This window comes from Paenibacillus rhizoplanae, from assembly GCF_042684125.1.
GTDB classification, from domain to species: domain Bacteria; phylum Bacillota; class Bacilli; order Paenibacillales; family Paenibacillaceae; genus Paenibacillus_AQ; species Paenibacillus_AQ rhizoplanae.
Genome location: NZ_JBHUKY010000008.1, coordinates 141,568 through 161,129, shown reverse-complemented (window position 1 = coordinate 161,129; position 19,562 = coordinate 141,568). Strand labels below are relative to the sequence as shown.

The window sequence follows — 19,562 nt, the reverse complement described above, 5'->3', positions numbered from 1 at the left end:
ATTTCTATGGAACAATTACCTAAGAGAAGTGAAGTGCCCGCCGAGAACCGCTGGAAGCTTGAAGATATGTTTGCTTCAGAGGAGCAATGGGATGCCGAATATAAGGAAGTCAAGGAACTGATCACAAGCGCTGCCTCCTTCCAAGGGAAGCTGGATTCACCGGATGCCCTGAAGGAGTGCTTTGAGCTGGACGACAAGCTGTCGCTGCTGACTGAACGCCTCTATGTCTATGCGCATATGCGCCAGGACGAGGATACGGCGGCTCCGAAATATCAGGCTCTCTCCTCCAAGGCCAAGAAGCTTGGTGTTGAAGCGGGTGAAGCCCTTTCTTTTGTGACACCTGAGATTCTGGCCCTGCCTGACACGACGCTGGACCAGTTCATCGCCGACCCTTCGCTCTCCGACTACACCTTCACCTTGACTGAAATGAAGCGCGAGAAGGCTCATGTCCTCTCCAAGGCGGAAGAGGCCCTGCTGGCTCAGGTCAGCACTATTGCCCAGGCCCCCCAAACCGTATTCAGCATGCTGAATAATGCAGATCTGAAGTTCCCGAAGATTAAGAACGAAGAAGGCAAGGAAGTCGAACTGACGCACGGAAGCTATATTCAATTCCTCGAAAGCCCGGACCGCGAGGTACGCAAGAACGCCTTCAAAGCGGTCTATGAAACTTACGGCAAGCAAAAGAACACGATTGCCGCCACACTGAGCGCGAATGTGAATAAGAATGTATTTTACTCCCGTGTGCGCAAATATCCTTCTGTACTGGAAATGTCCCTGTACGGTGACAATATTCCGAAGGAAGTCTACACGAATCTGATCGACACTATTCATGAGAGCCTGCCGCTGATGCACCGTTATATGAAGCTGCGCCAGAAGCTGCTTGGAGTAGATGAGCTACATATGTATGACTTGTTCGCTCCGCTCGTGGACGAATATAAGCTGGATATTACGTTTGACGAGGCCAAGAAGATTACCAAGGAAGGCCTGAAGCCGCTTGGAGAGGACTACCTGAGTGTTCTGCAGGAAGGCTATGACAAGAGCTGGATCGATGTATACGAGAACGAGAATAAACGCTCCGGCGCATACAGCTGGGGGGCTTACGGCACCCATCCTTACGTGCTGCTGAACCATAATGACAATCTGAACAGCATGTTCACACTGGCACATGAGATGGGTCACGCCCTGCATTCCTACTATTCGGACACGGCGCTGAAATACCGGGACGCACAGTACACTATTTTCCTGGCGGAGGTTGCTTCTACTACCAATGAGGCGCTGCTGATGGATTACCTGCTGAACAAGTCCACGGACCCGAAGGAAAAAATGTACCTGCTGACCTATTATGCCGACCAGTTCCGCACGACGGTATTCCGGCAAACGATGTTCGCTGAATTCGAGAAGATCATTCACCAGCGTGCTGAAGAAGGCGAATCGCTTACACCGCAGGATCTCTCTGCGATCTACTACGATCTGAATGTCAAGTATTACGGCAAGGATATGGTAATTGATCAGGATATTGAGATGGAGTGGGCGCGGATTCCGCATTTCTATAACAGCTTCTACGTCTATAAATATGCTACCGGCTTCTCGGCGGCGACGAGCTTCGCCAAACAGATTCTGGAGGAAGGCACACCGGCGGTAGACCGTTACCTCGGCTTCCTGAAGAGCGGCGGCAGTGATTATTCCATCAACATTCTATCCAAAGCCGGAGTGGATATGTCCTCGCCTGAGCCGATCCGCGAAGCTATGAGCGTATTCGAGAGCGTGATCGAACAGATGGAGCAGTTGACCAAGTAACACAGAAGGCTTAGTATTACAGTAATCCCTTGCCCTTTGCGGGCAGGGGATTTGTATTGTCAGATCATCCTGAGGAGGAAGCTATATGAAATTTCAATGGTCACTTATATTAGGCTTATTTTTCGCTCTGCTGACTGCAGTTTTCGCAGTAATGAATGTGGATACGGTGCCCGTTAATTTCGGGTTCGACTTTGTCAGCATTCCGCTTATCCTCGTTATTCTTGGCTGTGCGCTGATCGGCGGGGTTGTAGTCGGTTCGTACGGAATTTTCCGCCAGTATAAGCTGCAGAAGCAGATCAAGAACCTGAACGCTGAGCTTGCCAAGCTCCGTGACGCGGGTAGTGTCAACATGGAACCTATCCCTGGTGAGAGTGACCTTTTTACTCCAGAAGGATCATCCCAGCTGTAACACATAGACGAATAGGAGGAATTATCCTTGCTTAACATACAGCCCAATGAAGAATATATTCTGAATCTGCTCAAAAAACTGCTCGATACCCCAAGCCCCAGCGGCTTCACCGCCCAGGTGATGTCTCTGGTGGCCGAAGAAGCGGCAGCGCTCAATATTCCGCTTACCTGGAATGAAAAAGGCGGTGCGATGCTCACCGTACCCGGACTTGACCCTTCGCGCACGATCGGCATCAGCGCCCATGTGGATACGCTCGGTGCCATGGTCCGCTCCATTAAGTCTAATGGCACCCTCCGCTTAACCTCTGTGGGCGGATTCAGCATGAACAGTATTGAGAATGAATATTGCATCATCCATACCCGCAGCGGCTTAACCTATACCGGTACGATCCTGACCAGTCATCCTTCTGTGCATGTGTATGCCGATGCCCGTGATTTCAAGCGTGCGGAAGAGAATATGGAGATCCGGATTGATGAGCTGGTCTCCACCAAGGATGATGTGCTGAAGCTGGGGATTTCGGTCGGTGACTTTATTTCGTTTGATGCAAGGGCCGTGCTTACCCCCAGCGGATATATCAAATCCCGCCATCTGGACGACAAAGCCAGCGTAGCCGCCTTATTCGGGCTGCTGGAGAGCATCCATCGCGAAGGCTGGAAGCCGCTGCATAACCTGTGCCTGCTCATCTCCAACTATGAAGAGGTAGGTCACGGCGCTGCCTGGATTCCAGGGGAGATCAATGAGATGATCGCTGTGGACATGGGCGCGATGGGCGATGACCTCAGCTGCAAAGAGACGGATGTCTCCATCTGTGCCAAGGACTCCTCCGGCCCGTACGACTATGCCATGACCAGCCGCATGATCGAGCTGGCGAACGGTCTCGCTATTCCATTCGCGGTCGATATCTATCCGCAATACGGCTCCGACGCCTCTGCTGCGCTGCGCGGCGGCAATAATATCCGGGCCGCACTGATTGGACCTGGCGTACACGCCTCGCACTCCATGGAGCGTACCCACAAGCAGGCTGTGCTGAATACGGCTAAGCTGCTGGCGGCTTATGTTGGGGCGAACTGATCGGGCGGCTCGCCACGGCGGGTCACTTTCTATAGCAACACGACCTGGATATTTAGTAAACAAGTACAAAAAGGCAGCACCAGCTCATTTCAATAGCTGGTGCTGCCTTTTTAGTTGACCATGGTGAGATAGTAATTAGACAAATATTACTTTACACGGCCAAAATGTTGCAACTATTGCAACCTGGCCCGCCCATAATTGGACATTTGCATGGATTCCTGCATAAATTGCAACAATTCCCCTACCCACCAGCTCCGGTGAGGATTTATCCTGCATTTTGTGCAACATTTGCGGATTAGAGCTGAGATAACGAGTGAGATGTTGCATTTTGGGCAGGATTTCCGCATAACCCTCTGACTTTGCGGATTAGGGCTGGGATGACGAGTGAGATGTTGCATCCCCCGGTTAAGGCCATACCTGCTCCAGCTTGTCCGCATAGTACTTAATCGCCTTGCGGTAATCCTGGATACCGGGATCAGAGGATGTGTCCGCAAGCAGGGTGAGCAGCAGCTCCATGGCTTCGGTATGCGCGCCGAGATTATGCAGCGTCATGGCCAGAAAAGCCTTAAATTCCGCACGCTGCGGGAATTCAAGCGCACCCTGCTCCAGCACCACACGGGATTCCGCATACTGCCCGAGCGTCCGGTAGGTGCTGCCCAGGCCCAGCATCGCGCCTGCCTTCTGCTCCGCATCTGGAAGCCCCAAGGCAAGACTCCGCTCGTAATAAGCTACCGCCTCACTCTCCAAGCCCAGCACATCATGCGTCCATGCCAGCTGATAATGCAGCTCAGCGTTACTGTCGCCCTCTGAGAGTAGCTGTAGCAGCATGTCCCTCGCTTCTTCAGCTTGGCCAGAGGAGCGCAGCTGCACGGCTTCTTCTATCGTATGAGTCACAGCCACTGTCCCCTCCTTCTACGCGGTGTTACTTACCGGCGATCTTCTCCGCCAGCTCATTGAGATACGTCCAGCGCTCCATCAGACGCTCCAGCTCTGCCTCGGCCTGCCGCTGCTTCTCCACCAGCTCCTGGAGTCTGCCGGAGTCGGCGAAGGCCGCTTCCATCTGGGCCGAGAGGTCTGTCAGTTGCTGCTCCGCCTGTTCAATGGCCTCGTCTATGCCCTCGTACTCACGCTGCTCCTTGAAGGTGAATTTCAGCTTCTCACGCGGCGCTGACCCAGCCTGTGTATTCCCGCTCTGCTCAGCAGCCGCAGAATTAGCCCCGCTGGCGCTGCGGCCGGAGCCGCCTTCTGCCTTGCCGGAGTTCCCGTTGCCGGATGGGACGTTCTTCGCCAGCCACTCTTCATATTCGCTATAGTCCCCGACATGCAGGCGGATGCCCCCATCCTCGAAGGCAATCAGCTTATCCACAGTACGGTCCAGGAAGTAGCGGTCATGCGATACGGTGAAGACTACACCGGGGAATTCATCGAGGTAATCCTCCAGTACAGCGAGTGTGCCGATATCCAGATCATTCGTCGGCTCATCCAGCAGCAGCACGTTCGGCGCCCCCATCAGGACACGCAGCAGGTAGAGACGTCTTTTCTCGCCGCCGGACAGCTTGGAGATTGGCGTCCACTGCATCGCGGGCGGGAACAGAAAGCGCTCCAGCATTTGCCCGGCGGTGATGACACTGCCGTCTGCGGTCTTGATGATCTCGGCTTCTTCCTTCACATACTCGATCGCCCGCAGGCTGAGATCCATGTCCTGATGCTCCTGGGTGAAATAGCCCAGCTTCACGGTTGTCCCGAGCTGTACCTCGCCACTGTCCGGTGTAAGCTTACCGGCAATCAGGTTAAGCAGCGTAGACTTGCCGCTGCCGTTCTTGCCGACGATCCCCACGCGGTCCTGCGGCACCGCAATGTAGGTGAGATCCTTGATTAAAGTCCGGCCGTCCAGCGCTTTGGTGAGCTCCTGAAGCTCAATGATTTTGCGGCCCAGTCTTGTGGAAGCTACAGAGATATCCATAGATGAGGCCGAAGCCCCTCCCGTGCTCTCCTTAAGCTTCTCGAAGCGGTCGATCCGCGCCTTCTGCTTCGTGGAGCGGGCCTTGGCCCCGCGCCGAATCCAGGCCAGCTCGGTGCGCAGCAGATTCTTGCGCTTCTGCTCGGCCGAAGCCTCACGTTCTTCACGGTCTGCCTTCAGCTCCAGGAACCGCGAATAGTTCGCTTCATACCGGTACAGATTCCCGCCGTCCAGCTCAAGCATTACACTGGCTACCCGTTCCAGGAAATATCGGTCATGCGTCACCATCAGCAGCGCCCCGCGCCGCTTCTGCAAATACTGCTCCAGCCAGGCTACGGAATCCGTATCAATATGGTTGGTAGGCTCATCCAGAATCAGCAGCTCGGATGGTGTAATCAGCGCTGCCGCCAGCGCGACACGCTTGCGCTGTCCGCCCGACAAGCTCTCCATCCGGGCATCGAACTGGGTAATCCCCAGCTTCGTAAGGACCGTCTTAGCCTCACTTTCCAGCTGCCAGGTGCCGGCCGCGTCGATGGCCTGTCCAATTCGGACAAGCCTGCCCTCCAGCCCTGAATCTCCCGGATTCTGCTCCAGAAGAGACATCACCTCCATGTATTCACGCATCGTCGCAAGCTCCGGGTCCTCTCCGGCAAATACCTGCTGCAAGACTGTATTTCCAGGCTCGTAAGGCGGATTCTGGGCCAGGAACTGCACCCGTACATCATTGCCGATGGCAATCTGCCCTTCATCTGCTGTATCGAGCCCGGCGATAATCTTCAAAAAGGTTGATTTTCCCGTGCCGTTTACGCCAATTACGCCTATCTTATCCCTGTCGTCCATGCCAAAGGAGGCATCACGAAACAGGGTTTTCTCCCCGTAGCTCTTGGAGAGATGTTCCACTGTCATAATATTCATCAGTTGTCCTCGCTTGCCTTATATTTTGAAACCGGAATTGGCTGTATTCACTTAAGATTCAGCTTCAGCAGGGAAGTCCCCCAGCGCCGAATCCAAGCTGCCCAGTGCCCCCGTGATAAAAAGCCTCGCTGCAAACTTCGCCCGCTTATCCGCATCTGCCTCGGCAAACTCAGGGTCGAACAGGATGTCCATCTTCAGACGGTCCAGAATCCCGATATACGACTGTGCCATCAGCTCCGGCTCGGTAGCCCCGCCTTCCAGCAGCACCTTCACCACAGCCTGCATATAGGCTTCCATGAACTGTGCCATATAAGCCACCAGCTCAGGGTTATTGTTAGGCGCACGGAAGAACAGCTTCGTATGCTGCTTGCGCTCATAGTAATAGAACAGATGATGCTCTGCAATAACGGAGAGCTTGTCTGTCAATGTGGAGCGGGTCCTCAGCTTGCCCTCAAGCTGCTCAAGGAAGCCTTCGCAATCGCGGCGGGTAACCGCCATGAAGAGTTCCTCTTTGCTTTTAAAATACAAATAGACCGTACCCTTGGCAATGCCTGCACGTTCGGCCACTTCCGACATCTTCGTCTCATAAAAGCCGCCTGAACCGAAAAGCTCATAGGCGGCATCCAGAATAGCTGCATGTTTGTCTACGGATGCACTGCTCAACGGTTCACCTCCCAACCCATAAAATCCAGCATGTTACCGGATAACGCAACGGCCGGCTTAACCCTCAGATCCGTCCTTATCCTATGTAACTGATATAACTGACCAGCAGCGCTACAGCACCGCCTATTATAGAACTTACAGCATTTACAGTATCATTGTCCATCCAGCGCCAGCCCCTGGCGTATAACGTAGGCTTCCCGCAGTGCTTGGAGGCTTCGACCTCGCGGCTGCAGACCGTGCAGCGGTTCATCCGTTGCACGGTAGCACCCAGAACCGAGTCGGCAAAAGCTCCCGCAAGCCCGCCCAGCAATCCGGCCAGCACCAGCAGCCAGAAGGCATGGGGCGTCATGCCTGAGGCCGCCCGCAGCAGCCAGGAGGCCGCGCCGATGAGCGCCCCTCCTGCCGCTGCGGCCAGCGTCCCGGGCAGGGATACGCCGCCAGAGGTGCCTGCCTGGAGCACCTTCCCGGTCAGCACCGACCGGGGAGGCTTCCGAGCCAGCGTGCCGATCTCTGTAGCCCATGTATCCGAGGTCACGGTAGCCATCACCCCGATGAACAGGAAGCCCCAGAGCTCCAGCGGATAGACCGCGTTCAGCAGAACGGCCAGCATCCCGAGTCCGCCGTTGGCGAAGACCTGTCCCGCGTCGCGGCGTCCGGTTTTATCATACGTGGACTCCAGCTCTGCCTTATTCTCATGATGAAGCTTCGAGAGCAGGGTTGAGGAGATGAAGAACACGAGCAGGATACCGAACCAGAACAGATTCCCCGCACCGAAATAGATCGTCCCCATGACCACTGCCGCCACCATTCCTGAGAAGCTAAGCGACTGCTTCCAGTAAGCGGCTCCGGCAACCAGCAGCGCACCGCAGGCCCCGATCAGCCATTGGAGTAGTTCAAGTCCTGAGAGCATCGCCTTAACCGATCAGGCAGGTGCCCATGAGGCGCGCGCCCCAGAACAGCTCGAACGAATCGCCCGCCACTACCGGACCTACCCCAGCGGGGGTTCCAGTGAAGATAATATCGTCTTTGCCCAGCCCGTAGCGGACGGCAATGAATTCAACGATTTTTTGCAGGGAAAAAATCATGTTCTTCACGTTCCCGCGCTGAACCTCAATTCCGTTCTTGCGGACAGTGAAGTCTGTGGCCTCCAGCTCCTCCTGCTCAGGCAATGCTATATAAGGGGTGAGCGGAGCCGCGTTCTTGAAGCCTTTGGCAGCAGTCCAAGGCAAGCCCTTGCGCTGCAGATCATTATGCACATCACGGAGTGTGAAGTCGAGGCCCAACGCCATGACATCCACCAGCTCCTGCACACTCATCCCCGGCACGTAATCACGCGCAATGCGCAGCACCAGCTCCCCCTCGTAATGAATCAGTCCGGCGTCCTTGGGCAGATAGATGATCGCTTTATCCAGGGCCACGGCAGCATGAGACGGCTTCAGGAAGATCAGCGGTTCGGTCGGCACCTGATTGCCCAGCTCCTCCGCATGTAATTGATAGTTACGTCCTACACAGTATACATTATTGATCGCACTGCTCATTGTTCCTTCAGCTCTCTTCCTCTATGAATTGGTGTGCTTACAGCAGCCTGATCAAGCCTTCAAAAATATATCGCCCCAAATATCCGGACGGTTCGTACAGATCATAATATCGGAATGTATCTCCGACAGGCGGCGCATTTCCTTGCCCTTGTTCAAGGTCCAGGCCATCACCTGCACCCCGCGTTCAATCAGGGATTTGGCCAAAACCGGGCTAAGCCGGTCGTAGCTGATGGATAAGAAGGAGCAGCCCAGCTCATCAAGCTTACCCGCCGGATCACCGGATCTGGAGTCATAGATAAGCCCTGTATGGAACCGCGCGTCCAGCTCCTTGATCCGCCGCAATACACCGGCATCGAACGAGGTCAGCACCACTTCCTCGCGCATTCCCCTGGCATTCACCAGATCAATCACCGCCTTCGCAAGACCGGGGTACATCTCGCCCACCGTCTTCAGTTCGATGTTTAACCGCAGCCGTCCTGACGCCAGAGCGAGCACCTCTTCCAGAGAAGGCACCCGCTCTCCGCGAAAAGCACGCCCTTTCCAGCTCCCCGCATCCAGCCGCCGCAGCGGCTCGTACTCCATATTTTTCACCTTGCCGTGTCCGTTGGTCGTACGGTCCAGGGAATAATCATGGATGACCACGGGAACCCCGTCCTTCGTCAGCTGCACATCGATCTCCATCCAGCGTACATAAGGCAGCGCAAGTGCCAGCCGCACGGCGGCCAATGTGTTCTCAGGAGCTTTACCGGAAAAACCACGGTGTGCTACACACATATTGTTCATCATTGATACGCACCTCCGGCTATTTCACCGCTTGGGTCACAGTACCGTCATTGCGGACCTTGATCAGACCTGAAGAAATTGACTGTATTCTGTGCAGCAGAAGCTGCCCGTCGGCTTCATTCATCGGCACCGGCTGCGCCAGCTCAGCATCCATCGGCTTCAGCTTAAGAGCGCATTGCCCCTGCTTGCTGCATTCCGCCTGGAAGACCGCCGTCTCCCAAGTAGCCGGAATGGAGCCGCGTGTGAAAATAAAGTTGCCTGTGCTGTAGGCAATCCATTTGCCTTTGTACGGCTCAATTCCCTGCAGCACATGCGGATGACCGCCCATCACCAGATCCGCTCCGGCATCAATGAAGCTATGTCCGAGCGCCTGCTGGGTCTTGTCATACTGCTCCATCCGCTCCCGCCCCCAATGGACGACGACAACGACAACATCGGCCTTTTGCTTGGCTGCGGCAATTGCCTTGAGCGCTTCTGCACTGTCGTACACCGAGGCAAGGCCAGGCTTGCCCGCTTCCGCCTTCCATTCAATCACAGGCATCACCCGTGTGACGCCCAGCAGGGCAATCTTAATTCCATTACGTTCAAAATACTGCGCAGCATAAGCCTCCTGGCTATTCCGCCCTGCCCCCACATGAGGGATTCCGCGCTCGCCCAGATGCTTCAGGGTGTCCAGCAGCCCTTCCTCCCCCTGATCCAGCGTGTGGTTGTTAGCCAGATTGACGGCATCCACACCGGCGGCCTTGAGCGCATCCAGTGCTTTCGGCGGGCCCTTGAACACAAACTGCTTGTTCTTGGCCCCAACCCCGCGTGTAGTAATCGGAGTTTCCAGATTGACTACCGTGAGGTCATCCTTCTTGAACATTCCATCCAGCGCGCTGTAGGAATAATCGTAGCCCTTCTGCTCCAGCAGCGCACCTGCTTTTCCGCTGAAGATGATATCTCCGGCAAAGCTCAGCTTCACCGTCCCGCCGGAGGTATTCTCCGGCAAGCCTGCGACCAGCCCGCTGCTGCTCCCCGTTGTGGCCTGCGGCGCATTCGTAGCTTCCGTCTGTTTCGCTGGTGAAGGGGTAGGAGCTGCCGTAGCGGTCGTAGCGGCTGCCGCCGTCTCCGTAGGCACGGGAGAAGCCTCCGGTGTTCCCTCCGGAGCAGGCTCCGCAGTGGCTGTAGCCTCCGTCCCAGGCGCTTCCTCTGTAGGAACGGCTTCTGTAGGGACTGCCGCCGTTGCAGCAGCTTCCGGTGAAGGTGAAGTAACGAGCGCCGCTGGCGGAGCAGCAGAGCCCTGCGGGTCCTTGCCGTCCATGAATGAATAAGCGAGCGCAGCGGTAATCAGCAGCAGCAACGCCACATTGACCCACGCCCATACCCTTCTGCGCCGTCGCCTGCTATGTTGTCTCTTGCCTTGTCTATTGCCTGATCTCGGCGGATACATGAGTGCAAGTAATCTCCTTTACCCTTAAAGTGTTTCTATTATAGCATATCTATCAGCTGGCGCTCCAAGCGGGGAGCGGCGGCGCCAGTTATAAAAAACGGTGGAGCGCCACTGCTCCGCTCCACCGTTTCTTTTATACTGTAGCTCCCGCCGGTTCCGGCAGCTTCTGGAGGCTGGCTGCGGCAGTCTCAGCCGTAAGCTTCGCCTGCTTGATGCAGTCCGGCATCCCGATGCCGTCATAACCTGCGCCAAAGGCATAGACGCCGGGCAGCTGCTGAGCCAGCTCACTGCGCAGGCCGGCAATGCGGCCAGGATGGCCGACCGGATACTGCGGCATGGACGACCTCAGCCGGGTGATCTCTGTGAACAGCGGTGCTGCGGTGATCCCCATAATCTCCTTCAGGTCCTTGCGCACCAGCTCCGCCAGCGCTTCATCCGGCAGCTCTACATTCTGTTCGTCCCCCGAACGTCCTACGTAACAGCGCAGCAGTACCTTATCGTTAGGGCTGGTATGCAGCCATTTGGTAGAGGTCCAGGTGCAGGCTGTAATATTCCGCCCTTCCTTACGCGGAACAAGGAAGCCCGATCCGTCATACTCGGTAACGATATCTTGCCGGGTGAACGCCAGAACCACATTGGCAACTGATACATAGTTCACTGCATCCAGCGCCGATACATCCACATGTGGACGCAGCAGCTCTGCGGCTGCAAAGTTCTGTACCGTAACATAGATATCGTCTGCTTGCAGCAGCTCACCGTTGTCCAGCTCGACTTCATAGCGGAGAGTGCCGGAAGAACCCGCACCTCCCAGAACCCGGATGGATTTTGCTCCAGTCCCCGTGAGCTGGCGGACATCCTGCAGTTCATGGATGAGCGCATGCACGAGACTTTGCAATCCTTGCCGGAAGGTGAGAAAGGCGCTTTTCTTCGTTCCGGTATGGGTCTCCACCGGCTTCCTGCCGGTCGTCATTCCACGGATCAGGCTGCCGTACTGCCGCTCGACCTCACCGAACTGCGGAAAGGTCGCCTGAAGGCTGATCTTGCGCATATCCCCTGCATAGATTCCTGCCAGGAGCGGCTCCGTCATATTCTCCAGCACCTCTGTACCAAGACGGCGCTCAATCAGATCGCCAAGCGACTCATCCTCGGAGCTACGGCGGGGCGGGATTACGAAATCCATCATCGCCCGCATTTTGCCGCCAAAGGAGACCAGTCCGCTCTTCAGGAAGGGCTTCAGCTCTGTCGGAATGCCCAGCACAAGACCCGCAGGCATAGGATGAAGCTTGCCCCGCTGCAGGATGTAGGTCTTCTTGGCGTTCGGATTCGTGCTTACCAGCTCATGGTCCAGCTCCAGCTCCCTGGCCAGATCGACCATCGCCGTCTTACGGGCCAGGAAGGAATCCGGGCCCTTCTCAATCACGAAGCCGTCACGGTGCAGTGTCTCGATTTTGCCGCCAAGGACCTTGTCCTTCTCGATTAAGGTAATCTCCGGCTGTGTTCCGGCCTCACGGTAGAACTTGCGGATATAATAAGCGGCGCTGAGCCCGCTAAGGCCTCCACCGATAATGACTACCTTGCGGGGAGATGCGGTCATGATAGATTCACCTTCAACTGGTTTGCCTTCGTACGCACCACATCGCTGAGCACCGACATATAAGCCGGATCACTGTTCAGCGAGTCAATCCGCAAGAGACGCAGATCCAGCTCAGAGGCAAGCTGCTGCGCTTCAATATCCAGATCGTACAGCACCTCCAGATGGTCGGAAACGAAGCCGATCGGGGCTGACAGCACGTATTTCACCTGGCTCTCGGCCAGCTCACGCAGTGTGTCGAGAATATCCGGTCCCAGCCAAGGCTCCGCCGTCCGGCCTGCACTTTGCCAAGTGAACTGCCAGGATTCAACCCCTGCCTGAGCGGCAATCGCCTGAGAGGTCTCCAGCAGCTGGTCACGGTACGGATCGCCCATCGCCAGAATGCGTTCAGGAAGACTATGTGCACTGAACAGCACGCGGACATCCTCCCGCACTGCACCTGTCTCTTCGAACTCATCGAGCTTGGCAGTCACTCTCCGGCTAAGCACATCGATCAGCTCGGGGTGCATATGGTAGTTCTCTACGAACTCCATATGAATGCCGCAGGCTTCGGCTTTTTCCTTGGCGCGCTTGATATAGGTTCCTACACTCATCACAGAGTAATGCGGGGCCAGCACGATGCCAATCGCCTGGGTAATTCCGTCCCGGACCATAGCCTCGACACCATCCTCGATGAACGGTCTGGCATGCTTGAGCCCCTGGTAGCAGACATACTGGATCTGCCCGCTGTTCAGCTTGGCCTGCAAGGCTTCCACCTGACGGTCGGTATTCTCTCTAAGCGGAAAAACCCCGCCGACAATCGCCTTATAGCGGCCCTTCAGCTCTTTGAGCTGCTCAGCAGAAGGAGCGTTCCCCCGCCGGATATGCGTATAATAAGCCTCTACATCCTCAAGACTCTCAGGCGTGCCGTACGACATCACGAGTACTCCAATTTTGTTGGCCACGGTTTCCATCCCCTTTTACGAATAATTAACGTCCTATACAGCAAAGAGAGCAGCAAAGGCTGCTGCCATCTTGATGCTATTTCTTCAACTATGCCAGCGGCGGTGCCGCCTGTTTCATTGCCGCTGCTGAATACTCATGCACATAATCCGTCAATTCCTTGAGTGTGTCCAGTGAAGCTTCAGGGAATAATCCATGTCCCAGGTTAAAAATATACCCCGGCTGCGTGATGCCTTCATCGATCAGTTCCTTGGCCCGGGCTTTAAGCATATCCATCGGCGCGGTCAGCAGGTATGGATCAAGATTGCCCTGAACCGCATAGCCTCCGCCTAGTCTGCGCCGTCCTTCGGTGATGCTTACCCGCCAGTCCAGTCCGATCACATCGGCCTGCAGCTTGGTCAAGCTGGGGAGCAGCTCCCCTGAGCTGACACCGGGGAAGTAGATCTTGGGAACCTCCAGATCGGACAACTCGGCAAAAATCCGGGTGATCGTCGGCAGCACATACTGCTCGAAATCACGCGGAGCCAGCGCCCCGACCCAGCTGTCGAACAGCTGGAACGCCTTCCCGCCGCTTGCCACATGAGCGCGCAGATAGGTGATAACCATATCGCCCAGCTTCTCCATCAGCTTCTCCCACACCTGAGGCTGGCTGAACATCAGCTCCTTGGTGCGGTGATAGGTCTTGGACGGTCTGCCTTCGATCAGATAACTGGCGATGGTGAACGGAGCCCCGGCAAAGGTGATCAGCGGAACGTCCAGCTCCTTGTCCAGTATGGCGATGGTCTCCAGAATATGGCCCAGATCGCCCTCCACATCAATTGGCTTCAGCCGTTCCACATCACTTGCGGAGCGGAGCGGATTATCGATAACCGGCCCGATGTTCTTTACAATGTCAAAATCCACACCGAGGGAGGCCACCGGATTCATGATGTCAGAATACAGAATGGCTGCGTCCACGCCCAGCTTGCGCACAGGCATCAGGGTCACCTCAGCCGCAAGCTCCGGTTGCTTGCAGATCTCCAGCAGCGAATATTTCTCCTTAATTGTACGGTAGTCGGGATCATACCGGCCAGCCTGCCGCATGTACCATACGGGGGTGTACTCCGTGTTCTGCTGTCTGCAGGCGCGGATAAAAGTGTCGTTGTAGGTCATGATAAGATCTCCATTAGATTTGATAGATTACTGTGAAAAACACATATCATTATTATGCCCCTTTTGTAAGCGGCTAACAACCGCCTCACCCGAAAGGGAATGACAATCCCATGACATTACTATGACATGTGTTGCATTGTCCGGCTGAAAAACTATGATATACTGATATAATGTCAATTTTTCGTGAACAATGTAACATTGAAATCCCTTGAAAGGAAGTGAAAGCACTTTGAAGAATTGGGAGACCTGGAAAGTCAACCTCATGGTGCTTTGGTTCGGCCAGTTTCTGGTAAATGCAGGTATGACTATGATTACCCCGTTTCTGTCGCTTTATCTCGCCAAAGATTTGGGAGTGACCGGCGACCATGCGATCGGCATGTGGGCCGGGCTTATTTTTGCCGCCAACTTCTTGACCTCGTTCATCTTCCAGCCGCTATGGGGCAAGCTTGCCGACAAATACGGACGCAAAATCATGCTCCTGCGCTCCAGCTTCGGCATGGCGATTGTTATCGTCCTGATGGGCTTCGCCCAGTCCCCGATGCAGCTGCTGCTGCTCCGGCTGCTGAACGGAACCATCTCCGGCTTCAACCCCGCGTCTATCGCGCTCGTCTCGGGAACAACGCCGAAACCGCGGATGGGCTTCGCGATGGGCCTGATGCAGTCCGGCGCGGTGGCCGGAACGATTCTCGGGCCGCTGATGGGCGGCTTGCTGGCGGACTGGATCGGGTTCCGTCCGATCTTTTATGTGGTCGGCGCGCTGCTATTCGTTGCGTCACTGCTGGCCTTATTCCTGGTCAAAGAGAAATTCGACCGGGTGGAAGCCGCGCAGGTCCCCCAGGTATCCGTGCTTCAAGGCTTCAAGGAGCTGGCGAAGGTGCCGCAGCTTCCGGCCCTGTTTGGCGTAACCTTCCTGCTGCAATTCGCCATGATCAGCCCGATGACGCTGCTGCCGCTCTATGTTGAGAAGCTCCACGGCTCCGCTGTGAATATTGCTTTCTGGGCGGGCATGGTCAGTGCCGTCACCGGTATCTCGAACATGCTCGCCTCACCGCTGCTCGGCAAGCTCAGCGACAAGGTGGGGGCGCACCGGATACTGACCTTTGCGCTGATCGGCGCTGCTCTGTTCCTGATTCCGCAGGCGTTCGTGACCAGCGTCTGGCAGCTGATTCTCGTCCGCTTCCTGATGGGCGTCTTCATGGGTGGCCTGCTGCCTAGCGTCAACGCCCTGATCCGCTCCTATACGCCTGACGGCAAGGAGAGCCGGGCGTTTGGCTTCAACAGCAGCACGCTTGCGCTCGGCAATATGCTCGGCGCGGTGATCGGCGGATTCCTGTCCGGTTATATCGGCATTGAAGGCCTGTTCATTGTCTCCGGCGCCTTCCTGCTGATCAATACGGTCTGGGTGCGGATCAAGCTGTACAAGAAGACTGAACCCCGGCTATTCCGTTAAGAGGCTGTTTCCCTATGAGTGGTATGGCTGGTGTGGCATAAACTATTTCACCATCGCCAGCGCCAGGCCGTCATAGGCAGGCAGCAGTGTGCTGGTCAGGCGGGGATCACCCGCAATCATCTCATTGAAGCGGCGCATAGCCTGGACTGCCGGTCCGTTCTTCTCCGCATTGAGTGTGCGGCCGCGCAGAAAAATATTGTCCCCGGCAATAATCGCCCCCGGCGAAGCAAGCCGGATCGCATATTCCAGATAATTCGGATAATTCTCCTTATCGGCATCGATGAAGAAGAAATCATACCTGTGTCCCTGTGCTTCAAGTAGCTTCAGGCTATCCAGCGCGGGGCCGATCCGGTATTCCACCCGGTCCCCGAAGCCCGCCTGCTGCAGATGGCTCTGTGCCAGCTCTGCATAGTCGGCCTTTAGCTCCAGAGAGGTCAGGCGGCCTTCCTGCGTCAATCCCCGGCACAGACAGATTCCGCTGTAGCCGCCAAGCGCCCCGATCTCCAGCAGGTTTGTGGAGCGGGAGAGGGTAACCAGCATCGTCAGCAATCTGCCGTAGCCCGGGGCAATGGACACCTCCGGCATGCCGCCCGTAGCGATGGCTGCTTTGACTTGGAGCAATAATTCATCTTCTGTATATAGCTGTTCACTGTATTCTTCCTGATTCTGCATATGTATTCTCCTCTTGAATGGGTGTGTGTACCTGCGGACAGGCATTGTGCAGAACTCTTCCTTACCCTATACTGTAAGCTGAACGTTCTACAGGTTCAGATGATAAACCAGTTACTCTTATTGTACTGGCTATACGTATTTATCCACAAGTTAAACGGAGTTGAGCGCACTTGGGCAAATTACAATTGATCGCCACCGCCCCTATGGGGCTGGAGGCTGTAGTAGCACGCGAATTAAACGAGCTGGGTTATGAGACCACGATCGAGAACGGACGGGTCCTGTTCAACGGGGATTACATCGACATCTGCCGTTGCAATCTGTGGCTGCGTACCTCGGACCGTGTACTGGTTAAGATGGGCCAGTTCCCGGCCAAAACCTTCGATGAGCTGTTCGAAGGAGTGAAGGCGATTAATTGGGAGGACTGGATTCCCGAGAACGGCGAATTCCCGGTAGAGGGCCGTTCGCATAAATCTCAGCTGACCAGCGTACCTGCCTGCCAAGGGATTGTTAAGAAGGCCATTGTCGAGAAGCTGAAGCTGTCGTACCACACCGAATGGTTCCCGGAAAACGGACCCCGGTATGTGGTAGAAGTGATCCTGCTGAATGATATCGCGCTGATCACCCTGGACACCACCGGCCCGGCCCTGCACAAACGCGGCTACCGCCGACAGGCTACGGAAGCGCCGCTGAAAGAGACTATGGCTGCGGCTCTGATCCAGCTCAGCCGCTGGAACGGCCATCGTCCGCTCTATGATCCATGCTGCGGATCAGGCACGATTCTGATCGAAGCCGCGATGATCGCCTGGAATATCGCGCCGGGCCTGCGCCGCTCCTTCCCGTCCGAGCACTGGCCGGAGATTCCCCGGCGCCTGTGGGAAGAAGCCCGCGAAGAAGCTTTCGATGCGGTGCGTGATGATTACCCGCTGCAGCTGACCGGAACGGATATCGATCCGGCAGCGATTGAGATCGCCGAAGCGGCTGCGAAGAGCGCCGGACTCTCCGGTGAGATCACATTCAAGCATATGGCGGCTGCGAAGGCCCGGCCGGAAGGCGAATATGGCTGCATCATTACCAACCCGCCTTACGGCGAGCGCATCAGCAATGACAAGGAAGTGGAGAAGCTGACCCGCCAGTTCGGCGAGATGATGCTCTATCTGCCCACCTGGTCCTTCTTCGCCATCAGCCCGTATAAGGAGTTCGAGCAATACTATGGACGCAAGTCGGACAAGCGACGCAAGCTCTATAACGGCCGGATTGAATGCCAATACTATCAATACCTGGGACCGCTGCCTCCGCGGAATTAGGGGGAGCACCAGCGTGGCTCAGTAGCGAGACCCGTGATTTAGCGGGAGCCCCAGCTTAGCTGGGTAGCTAGACTCGTGGAATTAGCTTTAAGGGATATGAAGTAACTCTTAACAAGCCTTATGTCTTTGCAGCTATTTCGCGCTGCGGACTTAAGGCTTCTTGTTGTTTGGGGGTTGGGTTAAGGCCAACCATTCCTCAAAATTGTTGCACAAAAGGCATGATCCCTCTTTGATGGCGGCCACATAAACTCCATTGTTGCACATTTTGCAGGATTTTGTGCCGAAATGAACCCGCAGCAGCTTGGAATGTTGCATTTCAGGCAGGATTTCCAGCACAGGGATCCATAGGAATTACGATTGTTGCAAATAGTGCAGGATTGCGGATATTGCTGTGGAAGTCCAGAGGGAATGCTATGAAAGAGACTGAGGATTACTGGGGAAGATGCCCAAGACATCTCCTCCCGTAGCAAGCAAGTGGATAAATGTATCTTAATTTCCTTATTTCTGGAAGATGGACGGAAGCAAGTGGATAAACAGCAGCTAATTTTGTTCGTTTTCGCTACTTGGGGTGAAGTCGCAGAATTTAAGTGCCATATTTCCAACTACTCCCGCCACCAGGCCCCATCGTCCCTCAGCAAATGGAGAAAATCCACCTATTCTCCGGTTACCCTAACACTTCGAGCAATAGAAACAATCCTCCGCCGACAACAGAAACAACCCCCGCCAACCTGTGCGGGAGCTGCACTACACTAACCTATTCTTTCACCAAGTACTATTCCTTCACCTGATTCTGAATCTATTCCTTCACCAGAATCTATTCCAGCACCTTGTTTATTTCTTCACTGCCGGCTGCTTGACGAAAGCTTCCGCTTTAGCCAGCACCTCGTCTTCTGTCGGACCGCTGATGTAGCGGCCGTTGATGTAGACGAACGGGCGTTTGCCGCAAGGTCCGCAGTAGGAGATGCAGCCTGTCTTGATCTCGGCATCAGGTGCCATCTTCAGCAGCTTGGGCACGATGCTCTTCATTTTGATATGATTGCACTCGTCACATAATCTTATATCGTTAGCCATGAAGCAACCCTTCTTTATGTCCGTAAAATACGGGCGGATCAACTAGTGATCGCCATGATTTCCTTTAGACGGATTAGTAATAACGAAACCTTCTTCGGGCAAGTAGAGATAATCAATCTTCACTCCGTCCAGCAGCGGCTGGCTCGGATCAAGAATGACATCGATATCCTTGTCAGTGGAGACTACTACATCGTTCTCCTTGGGCGTGTCCAGATCCAGTCCATAGTGGGCATGATCGCCGTGGGCATGTGTAATGGCTACACGCAGCTTAAGCTCGCTGTTGCCTTCAAGCTCCATGGTTTTTTTTATCACTTTAGCCGCATTGCGGGTAATTTTAACGTTCATTCGATTCCATCTCCCAGGCATCTATAGTTTAAATACTCAATAATTCATTTTAAGGAATACAGGCGGATAAAGCAACCATTAGCTGACATTCATCCGCAGTTGCACCAGTATTTTTCGCTAAAACGTCATCTTCCGCTGCTTAGCGCCGCATATTTGCGGTCCATCCGTGTCACGAACCAGCCCATCAGCAGCATCGTTACACCGATATCGTCAATCGGTACAAACGGCATGAAATCTGGCAGTACCCAGTACAGCAGTGCCGGAATAGTGAACAGCAGCTTATCTCCCATAGCGACCTCCGGTGAAATAATATATCTCCAGGAGCTGCGGAATATATGAGACCATTGTTTGAGCGACAACAGTTTTCTGAATTTCATAAGTAGTCCTCCCTGCTTCATTTGCTTAAGATTCCTTGAAATAGAAAAGGGCACAGCCGCTGAGTACCTAATGGAAGGATTGCGGCCGTA

19 protein-coding genes are annotated in these 19,562 nt (G+C 55.0%); 5 read left to right on the top strand and 14 right to left on the bottom strand.

Going from position 1 to position 19,562, the window contains the following annotated elements; genetic code table 11:
• Positions 1-6 precede the first annotated feature (6 nt).
• The 3 genes from pepF (at position 7) to ACFSX3_RS02830 (ending at position 3,277) form a co-directional block, all read left to right on the top strand.
• Positions 7-1,797 (top strand): oligoendopeptidase F, encoded by a 1,791-nt coding sequence (gene pepF / locus ACFSX3_RS02840; protein WP_209991218.1) that lies wholly within the window; start codon positions 7-9, stop codon positions 1,795-1,797.
• Between the two features lie 85 nt (positions 1,798-1,882).
• Positions 1,883-2,206, top strand: a complete 324-nt coding sequence (locus ACFSX3_RS02835) for a LapA family protein (RefSeq protein WP_209990986.1) — start codon at positions 1,883-1,885, stop codon at positions 2,204-2,206.
• A 27-nt stretch (positions 2,207-2,233) separates the two neighbouring features.
• Positions 2,234-3,277, top strand: a complete 1,044-nt coding sequence (locus tag ACFSX3_RS02830; protein WP_209990988.1) for a M42 family metallopeptidase — start codon at positions 2,234-2,236, stop codon at positions 3,275-3,277.
• A 405-nt stretch (positions 3,278-3,682) separates the two neighbouring features.
• Here ACFSX3_RS02830 and ACFSX3_RS02825 read toward each other — a convergent pair whose 3' ends face one another.
• The 10 genes from ACFSX3_RS02825 to hemE form a co-directional block, all read right to left on the bottom strand.
• Entirely contained in the window at positions 3,683-4,171 is a 489-nt protein-coding gene (locus ACFSX3_RS02825) for a tetratricopeptide repeat protein (protein ID WP_209990990.1), read from the bottom strand.
• Between the two features lie 28 nt (positions 4,172-4,199).
• Positions 4,200-6,152 (bottom strand): ABC-F family ATP-binding cassette domain-containing protein, encoded by a 1,953-nt coding sequence (locus ACFSX3_RS02820; protein WP_209990991.1) that lies wholly within the window; start codon positions 6,150-6,152, stop codon positions 4,200-4,202.
• A 51-nt stretch (positions 6,153-6,203) separates the two neighbouring features.
• Positions 6,204-6,815 carry a TetR/AcrR family transcriptional regulator gene (locus ACFSX3_RS02815; protein WP_209990993.1) on the bottom strand — a complete coding sequence of 204 codons (612 nt, stop codon included), beginning with the start codon at positions 6,813-6,815 and terminating at the stop codon, positions 6,204-6,206.
• A 76-nt stretch (positions 6,816-6,891) separates the two neighbouring features.
• Positions 6,892-7,725, bottom strand: coding sequence for a DUF92 domain-containing protein (locus tag ACFSX3_RS02810; RefSeq protein ID WP_209990995.1), 834 nt, complete (start codon positions 7,723-7,725; stop codon positions 6,892-6,894).
• Between the two features lie 4 nt (positions 7,726-7,729).
• A complete protein-coding gene (locus ACFSX3_RS02805; RefSeq protein ID WP_209990996.1) occupies positions 7,730-8,353 on the bottom strand; it encodes a fumarylacetoacetate hydrolase family protein in 624 nt (207 codons plus the stop codon).
• 51 nt (positions 8,354-8,404) lie between these two features.
• Positions 8,405-9,136: a glycerophosphodiester phosphodiesterase gene (locus ACFSX3_RS02800; RefSeq protein WP_209991221.1), complete on the bottom strand. Its 732-nt coding sequence runs from the start codon at positions 9,134-9,136 to the stop codon at positions 8,405-8,407.
• A gap of 19 nt (positions 9,137-9,155) precedes the next feature.
• Positions 9,156-10,568, bottom strand: a complete 1,413-nt coding sequence (locus ACFSX3_RS02795) for a CapA family protein (protein WP_339223999.1) — start codon at positions 10,566-10,568, stop codon at positions 9,156-9,158.
• A gap of 133 nt (positions 10,569-10,701) precedes the next feature.
• A complete protein-coding gene (hemG, locus tag ACFSX3_RS02790) occupies positions 10,702-12,162 on the bottom strand; it encodes a protoporphyrinogen oxidase (protein WP_209991000.1) in 1,461 nt (486 codons plus the stop codon).
• Entirely contained in the window at positions 12,159-13,103 is a 945-nt protein-coding gene (gene hemH / locus ACFSX3_RS02785; RefSeq protein WP_209991002.1) for a ferrochelatase, read from the bottom strand. The genes hemG and hemH overlap by 4 nt, the downstream gene beginning before the upstream one ends.
• Positions 13,104-13,191: 88 nt before the next feature.
• The gene (hemE, locus tag ACFSX3_RS02780) at positions 13,192-14,253 is read right to left on the bottom strand and encodes a uroporphyrinogen decarboxylase (protein ID WP_209991004.1); all 1,062 of its coding nucleotides are present in this window, start codon (positions 14,251-14,253) and stop codon (positions 13,192-13,194) included.
• 229 nt (positions 14,254-14,482) lie between these two features.
• Between hemE and ACFSX3_RS02775 the strand changes: the two genes are divergently transcribed.
• A complete protein-coding gene (locus tag ACFSX3_RS02775; RefSeq protein WP_209991006.1) occupies positions 14,483-15,703 on the top strand; it encodes an MFS transporter in 1,221 nt (406 codons plus the stop codon).
• Positions 15,704-15,745: 42 nt separating this feature from the next.
• Here the strand turns inward: ACFSX3_RS02775 and ACFSX3_RS02770 are convergent, their stop codons facing one another.
• The gene (locus ACFSX3_RS02770; RefSeq protein ID WP_209991008.1) at positions 15,746-16,375 is read right to left on the bottom strand and encodes an O-methyltransferase; all 630 of its coding nucleotides are present in this window, start codon (positions 16,373-16,375) and stop codon (positions 15,746-15,748) included.
• Positions 16,376-16,545: 170 nt separating this feature from the next.
• Between ACFSX3_RS02770 and ACFSX3_RS02765 the strand changes: the two genes are divergently transcribed.
• Positions 16,546-17,679, top strand: a complete 1,134-nt coding sequence (locus tag ACFSX3_RS02765) for a THUMP domain-containing class I SAM-dependent RNA methyltransferase (protein WP_209991010.1) — start codon at positions 16,546-16,548, stop codon at positions 17,677-17,679.
• Positions 17,680-18,510: 831 nt separating this feature from the next.
• On the opposite strand, the gene ACFSX3_RS02760 is transcribed toward ACFSX3_RS02765, so the two are convergent.
• The 3 genes from ACFSX3_RS02760 to ACFSX3_RS02750 all read right to left on the bottom strand — a co-directional run bounded on the left by ACFSX3_RS02760 (position 18,511) and on the right by ACFSX3_RS02750 (position 19,472).
• Entirely contained in the window at positions 18,511-18,750 is a 240-nt protein-coding gene (locus ACFSX3_RS02760; RefSeq protein ID WP_042211965.1) for a DUF1450 domain-containing protein, read from the bottom strand.
• A 42-nt stretch (positions 18,751-18,792) separates the two neighbouring features.
• Positions 18,793-19,095, bottom strand: a complete 303-nt coding sequence (locus tag ACFSX3_RS02755; protein ID WP_173137830.1) for a HesB/IscA family protein — start codon at positions 19,093-19,095, stop codon at positions 18,793-18,795.
• Between the two features lie 125 nt (positions 19,096-19,220).
• Entirely contained in the window at positions 19,221-19,472 is a 252-nt protein-coding gene (locus tag ACFSX3_RS02750; protein ID WP_209991012.1) for a hypothetical protein, read from the bottom strand.
• Positions 19,473-19,562 lie beyond the last annotated feature (90 nt).